This window comes from Acinetobacter sp. NIPH 817, assembly GCF_000368405.1.
Lineage (GTDB): Bacteria > Pseudomonadota > Gammaproteobacteria > Pseudomonadales > Moraxellaceae > Acinetobacter.
The window spans coordinates 131,953-146,622 of the sequence record NZ_KB849418.1 but is presented as its reverse complement, the minus strand read 5'-3'; the positions used below and the strand labels follow the sequence as shown (position 1 = coordinate 146,622).

Genomic DNA, 14,670 nt, shown 5'->3' with positions numbered 1-14,670 from the left:
AAGTGGCGCAGCGGACGGGGCTCGAACCCGCGACCCCCGGCGTGACAGGCCGGTATTCTAACCAACTGAACTACCGCTGCACTTGAGAGCTTAACGTAAAGGCTTGGTGGGCGCTGACGGGATCGAACCGCCGACATTCTGCTTGTAAGGCAGACGCTCTACCAACTGAGCTAAGCGCCCTTAACGTCTTCATCGTTTGTGAGGTGCATTATAGAGAATCTTTAACAGGTGTCAAACGCTTTTCGACTTCTTTTTAAAAAAATGCGAATGAATGATTAAAAATAAGTCATTATTAAGTAAAAAACAATTTTTTGTATTTTATTTAAACACTTATTTCAATATTTACCACATTTACACAGCTCATCAAGATTAGATAAAACTCGCTCTCAGGTTAAAGATTGTTCAGATAAATAAACTAACGCATCTTCAGCAACTAAATCAAATAGCTCAATGATTTCTTCATTACGCATTCGAACGCAGCCATGTGACATTGGCACTCCCATTGGTTGCGTGTCTGGAGTCCCATGAATGTAAATGTAACGCTGCATGGTGTCATGGCCTTCGCCTTTATTAAAACCTTCTTCTAGGCCATCTAACCAAAGAATACGGGAAAGTATCCAGTCTCGTTCAGGATGTTGGGTAGCTAACTCAGTGCTATAAACCTCCCCTGTTGGCTTACGTGCAATAAAAACCGCATTCTGTGGAGACTCCGCACCAATTTTCTTGGCTACTCTATGCCATCCGCGCGGTGTTCTACCCGTGTTTTCCTGCTCACCAATTCCATTCTTTCCTGTAGAAATGACATAAAACTTATTATGTTTAGGCAAAGTTAATGTTTGGTTTGCTAAATCGATAAGAACATCCGCATCTTCGAGCTTAAATTGAGACATTGAACTTATTCTCTTATATCAACTCAAATACATTGAGTTTAATTAAAAAATTGTTGTAAGAGCTTGTCTTGCATTGGAAATAAAAGATTATCAATCTTCTTTTATCTACGCGCAGTTTCACTGCTTGTCTTACGCCAAAATAAAAGATTATCAATCTTTTATTTTGGCTGAGGGCGTAGCCATAACCAAACTGCAACGATGAACATAGTAAGATCAGTAAAAACCTTGACTAAAAGTGGTGCTGAAGTGAATAGCATGATAATTCCGCTAATCGCCATCATTATGCTTGCAATCCACTTCGCTTTACGAGGCACTGTGCCATTAGCTCGCCAATCACGTAGCGTTGGACCATATTTAGGATGATTTAACAACCAATTATCCATTTGTGGCCAGCCTTTTGACGCAGCCCAAGCAGCCAGAATCAAAAACACTGTTGTTGGCATACCTGGTAAAATTGCTCCAATAATGCCTAGCGTGATAAAAATCACGACTAAAGAGCGCCAGAACAATGTTCGCATATATAAACCTTAACCTGCTGTTAGCGTTAGTATAAAGTGTTTTTCTAATATTTTTTGTTGATCCGTTATGAAATTAGGATGAATTACTTCGAGTATTAAATGTATGAATATTGCCTCAGTTAAAACGTCCTATTTCGAGCCATGGCTTCAATTTCAACATCCTATAGTTCGACAGCTCGCTTTTTGTATTGCTAGTCCAAATTTACTTTGCCAATTACCAAAAAGCTTAGATATACAACATCATTTTAAGCTACATCCAAGTGAGGTTTGGGAAGTTCATTTTCAAAATTATTTACCACGTTTGAAAGAGCTTGATCAAACCCCAGCGCCTTTAATTCAGTTTTTATCTCAGCTTAAAAGTACACGTCTAGGTTTACGCTTTGAACATCTACTCTGGTTTTGGTTGCAAGAGGATCAGTATCATCCGTATCAATTATTAGGACATAGTATTCAAAAAATTGAGGGGCCAAAGACATTAGGCGAGCTGGATTTTTTAATTTTAAATAAAGAAACTCAAGAGATTGAACACTGGGAGGTAGCCTTAAAATATTATCTCGGTGAGGCAGATTTACATTTAGAACAATGGATTGGCTTAAACCGTCAGGATACTTTAAGTAAAAAGCTTTATCACTTTACGAACAAACAATTTCAGTTTCCGGAAGCCTTAAACTTCGAAATTCAACAACGTTTTTCGGTTTTAAAGGGTCAGCTTTATCTTCCTCTAGATTTAAATTTACAACAGCGCCTACCTGAATGGATAAATTTACAGCGTCGTTTAGGGTATTGGGGCACCACAATTCCTCATTCTTCTTTTTATCGATTAGAAAGACACGAATGGCTATGTCCAAATAAACAACCTAGTTCTGCCCCAGCACATTGGTGGACAGACGGTTTATATTGTAAAAATAGTCCGGAAATTCGGTTTTACATGTTTAGACATCCTACATACTTAAAATTTAAGTCCAACTTGCAGAAATTTAAATAATTAACAAGAAATTTAAGTTTCTAGAAACATTTTATAACGTTTTTACTATTAAACAGTCATGTTTCTTTTTCCGATTGTTTTTTAATCTAAATTTACTTCATTATTAAATTTAAACGGAGAAAATGATGAAAAAAGTTTTAGCTGCTTCTGTGATGATTGCTGTTGTTTTAACAGGCTGTAATACGTTTAAGGGTTTCGGTAAAGATGTTTCTAAAGCAGGTGATGCTGTAACAAATACTGCTGAAAAAACACAAGATAAAATGTAAGTTAGAGTTATCACTAAAAAACCTTATCGTTCCGATAAGGTTTTTTTATTTTTACGTACCCATCACGTAGAGATTCGCCTATTATATCGGACTATATTTCACCTGATCAGCACGCAATTTCCGGTATGAACCATTCAGATACTCTCTCGCTTAGCCTAGAACTTTTACAACAACCTTCTGTTACTCCAGTTGATCATACTTGTCAGACCATCATGGCAGACCGCTTACGCCAAGTTGGTTTTCATATTGAACCAATGCGTTTTGGTGATGTAGATAATCTCTGGGCACGTCGCGGAACTGAAGAGCCTGTATTTTGTTTCGCAGGTCATACTGATGTCGTTCCGACAGGTAAATTAGAATCGTGGAATTCAGATCCATTTGCACCTGAAATCCGCGATGGAAAACTATATGGCCGTGGTTCGGCAGATATGAAAACAGCTTTGGCAGCTATGGTTGTCGCATCTGAGCGTTTTGTAGCAAAACATCCAAACCATAAAGGTTCTATCGCATTTCTGATTACTTCAGATGAGGAAGGTCCTGCTGTTAATGGTACGGTCAAGGTTATTGAGACTCTTGAAGAACGTAACGAAAAAATTAAATGGTGTTTGGTAGGTGAACCCTCAAGTACTCATAAATTAGGTGATATTGTTAAAAATGGGCGTCGTGGTTCGCTTAATGCAGTATTAAAGGTCCAAGGCAAACAAGGCCATGTTGCTTATCCACATTTAGCACTTAACCCAATTCATGAGGCATCAGCTGCTTTAACAGAGCTATGCCAAACTGTTTGGGATAATGGAAATGAATATTTCCCAGCAACATCATTCCAGATTTCAAATATTCATGCTGGAACTGGTGCAACCAACGTAATTCCGGGTACTTTAGAAGTTACTTTTAACTTCCGTTATTCAACAGAAGTGACAGCTGAACAGCTTAAACAACGTGTTCATGAGATTTTAGATAAACACGGTTTAAAATATGAAATCGTTTGGAATTTGTCTGGTCTACCTTTCCTGACTCCAATCGGTGAACTCGTTAATGCCGCTCAAACTGCTATTTTAAATGTAACTGGTACTGAAACTGAGCTTTCAACAAGTGGTGGTACTTCGGACGGACGTTTTATTGCTCCGACAGGTGCACAGGTATTGGAATTAGGGGTTCTTAACGCAACAATTCATCAAATTAATGAACATGTTGATGTGCATGACCTCGATCCCCTAACTGATATTTATGAGCAAATTTTAGAAAATTTATTAGCTAAATAGAAATTAAAAAGGAACTCAAATGAGTTCCTTTTTTTTATAGATGAATTGTGTTTTGTATATATTGCAAATTAGGCACGTGGTAGCGTTGATTCTCCATTCGCACATATTTAAATACACTTGGATTCTGTAAAGTATCTTGTATATCTTCATTTTCATCTACGACTTCAGAAATACGTAAACGAACTGAAGCTGGCATCGATTTACAGATGAGGGCAAAACGTTGGCTGATATCTTCACTTTCAATAACCAATGCCACCGCTCGCGAGTCAACTTCATTATGCAATGAATAGACCGGAAGCTTTACGTCATGCCACTCAATATGCTTAATACCATTTTTAACATCCATAGCTGATAACACTATGTTTTGTGGCAATAGCATCGGCACTTGCTGATCACATTCAATAATATATGCATCAATAAAACCAGTTGAAACAGTGATTAAGTGTTGAAGTTCTTGCTGATCCATTTCATTAATTAATGATGTACTTATCTGATTTTTCATTAGGCAAGTTCCTCTTCACGTGTCGTGAAAAAAGCATCAATGTTGTGCAGTAAGTCTTCTTCTTGGAAAGGTTTACCCATGTATTGGTTAACCCCTAAAGCAAATGCTCGTTCACGGTGTTTTTCACCAGTTCTTGATGTAATCATAATGACTGGCATATGTTGGTGTAGATCATGATGTCGTACGAGGTTAAGTACCTCAAAACCATCCATTCGTGGCATTTCGATATCAAGCAACATCAGATCTGGTTTAATATTTTCCAACTGCTCAATTGCATCAATACCATCTTTAGCAGTGACTACGTCATAGCCTTGGCGTTCGAGTAAACGAGTCGTTACCTTACGGACTGTAACAGAGTCATCTACAATCATAATGAGACGGCGTTCATCAGACTCGCGTTGTCTATAGACAGTCTCATTGAGCGGCTTATGTCGACGAGTAGACTGAATTTGGCGAGCAATATTTTGTCCATCTAAAATTAGACAAACTTGACCATCACCTAAAATAGTTGCACCTGCAATCGCACCAATACTAGAGAACTGTTGCCCGATTGGCTTAACTACAATCTGCGCTCGTGAACCAATAAGCTGATCAACCAATAATGCAATTGTTTGCCCATTATTGGCCTTAATCATTAATACTGGTAGCGAATACATCATCCCACTTAAACGTGGAATAGGTTGATTACCAACAAATTCAGATAAATAGCGTAATGGATAGCGTTTATTTTCAAATTCAAAGAACTCTTGTGCACTTCCAAAATACTGTTCTAATGATGTTGGTGAAACTCGAACAATTCGATCGATTTGAGCTAACGGAATTGCAAATTGTTGATCAGCAACTTTAACCATTAAGGCATCACTAACAGCTACTGTGGTTGGAACACGTATGGTAAAGATTGTTCCTTGTCCATAAACAGAGTCAACACTTACATGTCCGCCCAAAGCTTTAATATCACTTTGTACAACATCAAGTCCTACACCACGACCTGAAATCTGAGTGACTTGATCGGCTGTACTTAACCCAGGATGGAAAATCAACTGCAAAATATCTTGATGTTCTAATACTTGTTCAGAATTAATCAAACCAGATAATAGGGCCTTTTGACGGACTTTCTCGATATCAATACCTCGACCATCATCTTTAAACGTAACAATAACATCCGTACCTTGACGGTGAATATTTAGTTCAATACGTCCAGTTTCTGGTTTTTGTGCTTGTTCACGTTGCACACGATCTTCCAGACCATGGTCAATTGCATTTCGAAGCATGTGCTCAAGCGGTGTAACTAAACGCTCTAGCATTGTCCGGTCTAGCTCACCTTCCGTATTATTAACAAAAAGCTCTGCTGGTCGATCTAATGCAGTAGAAGTCTGTCTTACAATTCGTTGTAAACGAGGTAGCAATCGAGAGAATGGCACTAAACGTGTTCGCATTAGCCCTTCTTGAATTTCAGCCTGAATACGTGATTGCTGTACCAATAAACTTTCGGTATCTCTGATTTTTTCCGATAAAGTATTTTTGAAATCCACTAAGTCCGATGCAGATTCGGCAAGTGATTTCGATAATTGATTCAATGAAGAATATTGATCCATCTCTAGAGGATCAAATTCGGTATAACGAGAGTGCTCAATACCGTGTTTTGCAATAATCTGGGTTTCTAATTCACCTTCCATTCGACGTAACTGGTCTGCAAGTCGTTGAATGGCTAATTCCATTTCCACAAGCGTATGACCAAATTGGCTAAGATCCATTTCAATGCGTGAACGGTTAATCGAATTTTCACCAGACAAATCAATCATTTTCTCAATTAAGTCTGCTGAAACACGGATCATCTCATTATTTTGTTCAAGATGCTGGGTTTGTTCCCATGCACCCATCATTGGCGGTGGTTCTGTACCATCACCTTGCACAAAACTCATTACAGGTTCCGTGCCAAATAGATCAGTTCTAGTCAATTTACTCGGAATTTGAATTGCCGTTTCAATAAACTGAATATTTTCTAAACTATGCTGCAAGCCATCGAAGTGTTGATAATTTTGCTTAAAAATTGCCTCTTTTAGCCAGACAATTGCACTCTCTAATAAGTTGTCATAAATATTTGAGCTAAAATGATAAAGCGCAAATTTTTCAAAAGCATTCTCAAGTTGATAAGCAATTGCTTGCACAGTTTCTAGTCCCAACATACGGGAACCACCCTTCAAACTGTGCACTGCTCTTTGTAGCTGAAGTAAGATACTACGATTGGTACGCTGCTCAAACCACTGCTTTAATAGATGATCGGCCATCTCTAAAAGCTCGGCCGCTTCCTCCATAAATGTCTGCTCGACAACAGAATCAATATCCTGATCTTGGATACTGTCTGTGTAGCCTTCTGCATCAAAAACTTGTAATTCTGTGTGCTCAACAAGTCGAGTATTAGACTCAACAATCTGCTCAAAATTAGAAGTTAACTCATCGAGATTTAAAGCAGTATCATGTATAGCTTCTTGCTGTAATACTTCAACATTTAATTCTGATACAACATCTGTTTCAGACTCAACTTGCATCTCTTTAACAACAGAACCAAGTGACTCATATAACTTACCGGCATTCTTAAGCGCTTGAATTGTATAAGAAGCCGCATAATCTAGGTGCTGCTCACGTACTATTTGTAGACGGTCAGCTAAATCATCTTGAATCAGACGGATAAAATCAATAAGAGCAGATGAAGCAACCAACTGTCTTTGAATTATGCGCTCATAAATACTTTCTAATTCATGTGCAATTAAACCAATATAATTTGCCTGAATCATATTTGCCCCACCTTTTAAGGTATGCAAATAACGCATCAGATTATTAAGAGCAGCAAAGTTCTCTTGATCATTAACCCAAATATTAAGATCTGTATCCATTCCTTCAAGCAACTCATCGGCTTCTTCAAGAAAAATATCTAACAGTTCTGGATCAAAATAACGATTTACGTGCTCAGTAGTCATGAACTGGCGATCTAAATGCATAGTCTGACTCATTGTTACATGATCAGTTAATACACTTTCGATAGATACCGGAGATTCATGTGATGTTTGTTCTAAATCAACACTGAATAACGACTCAACAACATCCTGATTATCTAATGGTTCAGAATTAAGGCTTGGAATATGTTGGGTATATAGTTTTAGCTCTTCCAAAACATTTTGGTGTTGCTCAATAATACTAACTCGTTGACCCGCAGCTAATGCGTCAAATAACTGAATTAATTGTTGATGTGCTTTCTGATAAATTTCAAAAACATAATCTGATTGCAATAAGTCAGGTCGATCAAGCAATACATCATAGCTATCTTTTAGTTGGTTCGTATATTCATATAAACCAACCATGGCCTGAGACTGAGTATGTTGCAGTAACAAGTCAGCTTGTTCACTTAATCGTTCAAGATAGTGAGGAAACTCAGAACGAATTCCCTTCTCAAAATCTAGCTCTGCATCAAGTAATTCTGAAACATTGAGCTGTAACAGCTGAGATACCAGACCATGTGGAGGCATGAGTGGGCTTGAATGCTCCCCATGCTGCTCCATATACGCATCCCAAACCTGATTGAATTGTTTCAGGTCAGAATCTAATTGGTCATTAGAGCAGTGTGCAGCTAATAGATCTAAACAATTTCGAATAAACTTTCTGTAATCACGGAGTAATAATATCTCTTCTGAATGAGAAGAAAGTTCTTCTTGTAATAAGATTTTGAATAAATGCTCAACCTTCGTACTAGCATCAAAAATTGCTTCTACCTGAGCCATTGCCGAGCTACCGCGCAATGTATGTAACGCACGTATGAGCGCATTATAACTTTCGTGCTGATGTATTTCTTGTTCTAAAAATTGATCAATGGTCGCTAAGTGCTCTTCCGCTTCTTCCATAAATAAAACTAAGGTTTCAGCAAGATTATGTTCACTTTCTATCGTGGTTTCTAGAATTAAATTATCTGACACCGGCTCTAAATCATTCACCTCTAAACCAGTCTTAGTTTCCGCAGTGAGAGTATCAGACAATAATAAAAGTTCTTCTAAAGCAGGCTCTAAACTTTGCTGTTGTTGTAATTGTTGTCCCAATAAAATAAGAGGTCTAAAATCTACTGCATGTTCCTTTTTAGATTTAAAGTCATCTACTAATTTAAAGAAATAGAACTTAAATACCAACTGAACATATTGTTGGATGTTAGGAGTTAATGTGAGACTCTCATTGATAATCCGATTAAGCGTATCTTCTACAGTCCAAGCAAGCTCAGCAGAGGATTTCGCTGCAATCATTCGCCCTGAACCTTTCAAGGTATGAAAATGGCGACGGATCTCAGTCAGCGTAGCAACATTTTTAGATTGCATCCATTCATGAATCAGAGATTGCAATTCAACAAAAATTTCTTCAATTTCTTCAACGAAGATATCAATAAATTCAGCATCTTGTTGAGAATAGCTATCTTCCGGTAGCATCATTGCTTCAGTTAAAGTTTTTAATATTTCTTTCATAGCAAAGGCTTCTTTTGCTTGTCTCCTAAATGGAGAAAAACGACAGAGTCAACACCAGATAAATAGCTGTGTCCCCAATATTTACCTAGCGTTCTTAATACTTTTTAAAAGGATAGCTATTATAGAAACAGCTATCCTCGTCCCCAATTTAATCAGGTAATTTAAAGTCCGTTACCGATTCACGTAATGACTCTGCCATATTTGCTAATTCAGAAACCGAACGTGCTGTATCGAATGTTGCAGTTGTCGTTTGCGAAGTAATTTCTTGTACGACGGTCATAGTTGTCGCAATATGACTCGCAGATGCAGACTGAAGTTTTGCTGCATCAGAAATGCTGGCCATTAAGTTTGCCAAGTCACCAGATACTTTTTGAATCTCGTCCAAGGCAATACCCGCATCTTTTGCCAAGTTCGCTCCGCGTACAACCTCAGTTGTTGTTTGTTCCATTGAAATAACAGCTTCGTTAGTATCGGTCTGAATTGTTTTAACCAGAGTTTCGATCTGTTTAGTTGCCGATGCTGAACGTTCAGCAAGACGCTGTACTTCATCTGCAACCACGGCAAAACCACGTCCTGCCTCACCTGCCATAGATGCTTGAATTGCTGCATTTAATGCAAGAATGTTTGTTTGGTCCGCAATGTCGTTAATTAACGATACGATGTTACCAATTTCTTGTGAAGACTCACCCAAACGTTTAATACGTTTAGAGGTTTCTTGAATCTGTTCACGAATCGTGTCCATACCTTCAATTGAACGGTTTACCACTTGTGCGCCATTAGAAGCAATTTGTACCGAACGTTCTGCTACCTCGGTAGACTCCGATGCATTTGAAGATACTTGGTCAATTGATTGCGCCATTTCATTCATTGCAGTTGATGCGCCAGCAATCTCTTGTGCCTGATGCTCTGATGCTTCTGCCAACTGGTTAGTAATATTCTGTGTATCATGCGTATAGCGGGCAACTTCCTGAGAAGTTTCATGAATTCGGGATACAAGATCACGTAATTGGTCAATCGCAAAGTTAATCGAGTCGGCAATCGCTCCCGTAAAGTCTTCAGATACCGTTGCATATGAACGCAAGTCACCGTCTGCCAAGTCAGCGATTTCATCTAGTAAACGTAAAATCGCGTTTTGGTTACGGTCATATTCTTCTTGCAAGGTAGCTACACGTTGTTTATCTGCTTTACTACGAAGTGATAAAAGCTTTAAGACTGAACTAATTAAACCAAGAAGTGATAATGTGAGAAGAGCAACTAAAGCAAAGGCCTTCCAACCATATTGTGTTTTCTCAGAAAGATCACCCAATACAGATAACATTTCATCAGATTCCGACAAAATCTCGCCTGATGACTGACGTACGTTTACAATCTGATCTGTATGTTTAAGAACTGATGCCGCTGCAGATTTTAAAACTTTATCATATTCAGATTTAATACCTTCCAAAGACTCACGTACTTCCGGAGACTCAACTCTAGCAACACCCAATTCAGCATTTCCGTTTAACTGTGCATTTAAATACACACCAAACGTCTCAATATCCACACCAAAGTCATGTGCTGAGGTCTGAGAGTTTTCAGTACCAACCAAAACAGTGTTAATAGAGCGTAAAATACGTTCTGCAATAAATACTTGGTTCTTAGCAATAATCACCTGACTACTTGGGGCTTTTTCGCGAACCATCTTATCAACCATCAAGTTATATTCGGCCTGAATCTCTGGAATAGAATCACTAATCGAGATATTCATGTTATATAACTGATTAATTACGTCTTGATGTGACGAGATCAAGTTAATGTCATACGACAAAGCTTTCCACAGAACTGCAACCTTTTTGTATTCTTTTGAAGATGTACCGTGAATATTTTCAACATCTTTGATATTTTCTGCAAAAAGTTTATTTGATTCCGCTAACTCTTTCATAGCTTTAGGTGAACCAGAAGCCGTTGCCTCAGTAGCCTGTCTAGAAATTGTTTGTGACAATAAACGCAACTCACCCAAACTACGTGTTAATTCGTTATGTCGAGGTACGCTATAAAATAAATAAACGAGAGAAGTTAAAGCAAATACCAAACATAACAACGCTACATAAAGGATAGGCTTGGACTTTTCACTTTCCCCAAATAAACTGGCGTATTGCTCAATTCCTGACTGGATTTTTGCAATAAAATTGAGTCCCGATTTTTCGGACGCAACACGATTGCCGCCTTTCTTTTTAAGCTTAAAGCCCATAGCTTCTCCCCAGAAAATACTCTGTTTTTCACAGCGTAAAAAATTAGTTTATAAATTTTGTCGATGCATTCATGTAATGTGGGTTTTGCAATAAACGACTAAATAAAAAGACATGCCAATGCTGGTTATGTTGATGAAAATAACCTTGGCAATAATCTTTTAGGTTTTCCTCTAAGTCTAAGCTTTGAGAAAAAAAACTTTTTTTATTAAAGTGCTGAATCCCCAAGACCTGATCCACAACCAACCCCACATACTGGTCGTGATGACTAATACATAACACTTTTTGGGCAGACGAAAATATACTTCGTTGCCCTGAAATAAAATGAGGCAAATCAGAAACTGAAAGCAATCTTCCTCGAATGTTCGCTAAACCTTTTACCCAACTTTGAGCATTTGGAACTGGCGTATATTTCGGTGGATAGATAACTTCTGACACTTCCCCAAGTGGTGCGACGAAGTATTGCCCTCTCATTTCAAAAGCAATCCCTGACCATCGCTGTGCTTCATTTTGAACTGAAGCGTAATTCTTATTACCCCGTTTAGACAAACGAAGTAACTCGATAAATCCATTCGCTGCCATACTCGATCCTATAAAACGGGCAGATAATCCCGTTATTTATGTTTTTATGGATGGATGAGTTAATTTAGAAATTGTTTAATTACATCAATCAATTGCTTTTCTTCAATAGGTTTAATCAAATAATCGATTGCACCTTGACGCTTGCCCCATACTCGGTCAGTTGCCTGATCTTTAGTACTCACAATCACAACTGGAATATGCTTAGTGTCTTCATCGCGGGTAATCTGGCGTGTTGCCTGAAAACCATTTACCCCAGGCATAACAACATCCATTAACACTAAGTCAGGCTGTTCGGCTTTTGCTAAAGTTACACCATCTGCGCCATTAGATGCTTCAAGTACATCATAGCCATGCTTGGTTAGAATTTCTCTAAAACGATAAGTTTCTGTTGGTGAGTCATCAACAATAAGAATACGTGCCATTTCTTTGCCCTTAAATTACTTAATTATGAACTTACATGATTACGAATCGCGTTTAACAATTCGTCTTTGCTAAAAGGTTTCGTCAAGTATTCATCTGAACCTACCACACGCCCTTTTGCCTGATCAAATAAACCATCTTTACTAGAGAGCATGATAACGGGAATGTTCTGATAATTTTGAGAGTTTTTAATCAAAGCGCAAGTTTGATAACCGTCTAAACGAGGCATCATGATATCGACAAAAACAATATCTGGATTTGCCTCTGCAATTTTGGACAAAGCTTCAAATCCATCCACCGCAGTAATCACTTCACAGCCTTCTCGCTGTAATAAAGTTTCGGCTGTTCGGCGAATGGTTTTTGAGTCATCAATTACCATTACTTTCAGATTTTGGAATGCATCTTCCATTTAATCTTCCATCCCCATAAATATAAAATATAAATGCAATTTAACTTAAATTTGTTTTTACGCATTTATACGCATTTTTAACATATCTCACAGTCTATTTTCAATGAGGCATTTTTGTCTACTTTCTCATTTATAAACAATAACTTTTAACCTCATCACACTTTAATTAAAATTATCATTTTTTTTATAATGACTATATTTTTATTCAGCTAAATAATAACTAATATATTAAAGATTAATTATTTAAAAATAAGCAATTTAGCTTTCTTTTTTTGGGGATATTCAATGAATAATCGGATGAAATATGCCTTTTATAGGAATTGCTTGTCTGTATCTATAGGCATTATTTCCTTCGGTTCACTCTGTTTTTCAACGACCTTAGCTCTAGCGGATAATTATAAAGTGGTCTGGTATCGTTATTATGATCAACACGGTACGGCCAATATCAGTACATCTGTCACTCCTGCTCACATTCGTTATGGTTATGAAGTTCTAGATCAAAATATGCAGGTGATTAAAAGAAACCACTCTTATAGTGCCGAGGCTGATTTAAATCAATCAGGACAACGAGCATTATCGGCACGGCATAGAGAACTAGATATCAAATTAAAAAATGCTTATAGCAATAGTAAGACAGCCATGCTTAAAAGAGATCAAGCATTACTTGCTATAAAGAAGCAAATTAACTATCAAGAGGAACAACTCGACCAGTTACAACAAGACAAAATTTTATTTAAGCGTCAAGAAATGGAATATTTCAGAAAGAGAGAAGTCATTCCTGAACGACATAAGACTTTGATTGAAAACAATCTAAATAATATTTACAGAGTCAAACAGACACTTGAAACACTTTCCAAGAATTATAAACGTACCAATAGCGAGTATGAAAACATTATCGAACGTTTAAAAAAGCTTGAATAACTGTAAAGGTTTATCAAGAATAGGGGCAAAATAAAATTTGAATTATAGGATGATGCTGTATGCACAAGATGCATCTCACCCCTTCCACTATTTTTAAACTGAGTATTATTAGTTTATGTTTGATTTTAGCTGCATGTAATCAGCAAGAAACCAATAAAACAACGGCATCAGCCCCAGCAAAAATTGCACTCATTCCTCAAGACCTGATTGCAGTTAAAGAAGGAGCACTTGACTCTCAAACTGCATTTACAGGAACCATCCGTGCGGTTCAGCAAAGTTCAATTCAGGCTCAAGTGAGTGCCACGGCGGCGACTGTAACTACAAATGTTGGTCAACAGGTACAAAAAGGCCAAGTTTTAGTGAGATTGAATAATCAAGACAATGTTGCACGATTAGCACAAGCGCGCGCTAACCTCGCATCAGCTCAGTCACAAGCTGAACTTGCACGCAATTTAATGAACCGAAAGCAAAGACTTTTTAATCAAGGATTTATTGCTCGTGTCGAGTTTGAACAGAGTCAGGTTGACTATAAAGGGCAACTTGAAAGTGTAAAGGCTCAACAAGCGAATGTTGATATTGCTCGTAAGGCTGATCAAGACGGCATTATTACTAGTCCAATTTCAGGCGTCATTACTAAACGACAAGTCGAACCTGGTCAGACTGTATCAGTTGGTCAAACATTATTTGAAATCGTAAATCCAGACCAACTTGAAATACAAGCCAAGTTACCAATTGAACAGCAGTCTGCTCTTAAAGTGGGTAGTAGTATTCAATATCAGATTCAGGGAAATTCTAAACAGTTAAATGCGACGCTTACACGTATTTCACCTGTTGCAGATCAAGACAGCCGACAAATCGAATTCTTTGCCGCTCCTAAAGAAAAAATTGATTCGTTAAGCATTGGCGCTTTCATTAATGGAAATATTCTCCGCAATGACACTCAGCAAGGCCAAACGATTCCTTTAGACAGCATTCAAAATATGCAACATGATCCTTTTGTATGGGTGGTACGTAATCAAACCATTCAAAAAGTTAAAATTCGTGTGATTGAACAGCGCTATAACGACAATATTGCTTTAGTTGATGGCCTACAACGCACAGATCTAGTGAGCCGTATTCAATTTGAAGATTCCGACATTAATAAAAAAGTGACGGTTACAACCGAAAAAAATAAATAAGGTAGCA

The 14,670-nt window shown here is 37.8% G+C and carries 13 protein-coding genes and 2 tRNA genes; 5 read left to right on the top strand and 10 right to left on the bottom strand.

What is annotated here, in order from left to right:
- Positions 1 to 3: 3 nt before the first annotated feature.
- From F968_RS00700 to F968_RS00685, 4 genes are all read right to left on the bottom strand, one after another.
- Positions 4 to 80 (bottom strand) — tRNA-Asp (locus F968_RS00700).
- 24 nt (positions 81 to 104) lie between these two features.
- Positions 105 to 180, bottom strand: a tRNA-Val gene (locus F968_RS00695).
- 206 nt (positions 181 to 386) lie between these two features.
- The gene (gene elsL / locus F968_RS00690; RefSeq protein WP_004789284.1) at positions 387 to 890 is read right to left on the bottom strand and encodes a cell wall-recycling L,D-carboxypeptidase ElsL; all 504 of its coding nucleotides are present in this window, start codon (positions 888 to 890) and stop codon (positions 387 to 389) included.
- 158 nt (positions 891 to 1,048) lie between these two features.
- Positions 1,049 to 1,408 (bottom strand): YbaN family protein, encoded by a 360-nt coding sequence (locus F968_RS00685; RefSeq protein WP_004789283.1) that lies wholly within the window; start codon positions 1,406 to 1,408, stop codon positions 1,049 to 1,051.
- A 103-nt stretch (positions 1,409 to 1,511) separates the two neighbouring features.
- Here F968_RS00685 and F968_RS00680 point away from each other — a divergent pair, with 103 nt between their 5' ends.
- The 3 genes from F968_RS00680 to dapE all read left to right on the top strand — a co-directional run bounded on the left by F968_RS00680 (position 1,512) and on the right by dapE (position 3,921).
- Positions 1,512 to 2,393 carry a DUF1853 family protein gene (locus F968_RS00680; protein WP_004789280.1) on the top strand — a complete coding sequence of 294 codons (882 nt, stop codon included), beginning with the start codon at positions 1,512 to 1,514 and terminating at the stop codon, positions 2,391 to 2,393.
- Positions 2,394 to 2,515: 122 nt separating this feature from the next.
- On the top strand, positions 2,516 to 2,659 hold the full coding sequence (locus tag F968_RS00675) for an entericidin A/B family lipoprotein (RefSeq protein ID WP_003655297.1): 144 nt from the start codon (positions 2,516 to 2,518) through the stop codon (positions 2,657 to 2,659).
- 125 nt (positions 2,660 to 2,784) lie between these two features.
- On the top strand, positions 2,785 to 3,921 hold the full coding sequence (gene dapE / locus F968_RS00670; protein WP_004789278.1) for a succinyl-diaminopimelate desuccinylase: 1,137 nt from the start codon (positions 2,785 to 2,787) through the stop codon (positions 3,919 to 3,921).
- Positions 3,922 to 3,955: 34 nt separating this feature from the next.
- On the opposite strand, the gene F968_RS00665 is transcribed toward dapE, so the two are convergent.
- The 6 genes from F968_RS00665 to pilG all read right to left on the bottom strand — a co-directional run bounded on the left by F968_RS00665 (position 3,956) and on the right by pilG (position 12,564).
- Positions 3,956 to 4,423, bottom strand: a complete 468-nt coding sequence (locus F968_RS00665) for a hypothetical protein (RefSeq protein WP_004789275.1) — start codon at positions 4,421 to 4,423, stop codon at positions 3,956 to 3,958.
- Positions 4,423 to 8,925: a hybrid sensor histidine kinase/response regulator gene (locus F968_RS00660; protein WP_004789273.1), complete on the bottom strand. Its 4,503-nt coding sequence runs from the start codon at positions 8,923 to 8,925 to the stop codon at positions 4,423 to 4,425. The genes F968_RS00665 and F968_RS00660 overlap by 1 nt, the downstream gene beginning before the upstream one ends.
- A 148-nt stretch (positions 8,926 to 9,073) precedes the next feature.
- Positions 9,074 to 11,155, bottom strand: coding sequence for a methyl-accepting chemotaxis protein (locus F968_RS00655; protein WP_004789270.1), 2,082 nt, complete (start codon positions 11,153 to 11,155; stop codon positions 9,074 to 9,076).
- Positions 11,156 to 11,198: 43 nt separating this feature from the next.
- Complete coding sequence (locus F968_RS00650; RefSeq protein ID WP_004789268.1) at positions 11,199 to 11,735, bottom strand: chemotaxis protein CheW; 537 nt, start codon at positions 11,733 to 11,735, stop codon at positions 11,199 to 11,201.
- 59 nt (positions 11,736 to 11,794) lie between these two features.
- Positions 11,795 to 12,157, bottom strand: a complete 363-nt coding sequence (locus F968_RS00645; RefSeq protein WP_004789266.1) for a response regulator — start codon at positions 12,155 to 12,157, stop codon at positions 11,795 to 11,797.
- Between the two features lie 23 nt (positions 12,158 to 12,180).
- Positions 12,181 to 12,564 carry a twitching motility response regulator PilG gene (pilG, locus tag F968_RS00640; RefSeq protein WP_000389061.1) on the bottom strand — a complete coding sequence of 128 codons (384 nt, stop codon included), beginning with the start codon at positions 12,562 to 12,564 and terminating at the stop codon, positions 12,181 to 12,183.
- A 285-nt stretch (positions 12,565 to 12,849) separates the two neighbouring features.
- Between pilG and F968_RS00635 the strand changes: the two genes are divergently transcribed.
- Positions 12,850 to 13,485, top strand: coding sequence for a hypothetical protein (locus F968_RS00635; RefSeq protein ID WP_004789264.1), 636 nt, complete (start codon positions 12,850 to 12,852; stop codon positions 13,483 to 13,485).
- 68 nt (positions 13,486 to 13,553) lie between these two features.
- A complete protein-coding gene (locus F968_RS00630; RefSeq protein WP_081399433.1) occupies positions 13,554 to 14,663 on the top strand; it encodes an efflux RND transporter periplasmic adaptor subunit in 1,110 nt (369 codons plus the stop codon).
- Positions 14,664 to 14,670: the final 7 nt, after the last annotated feature.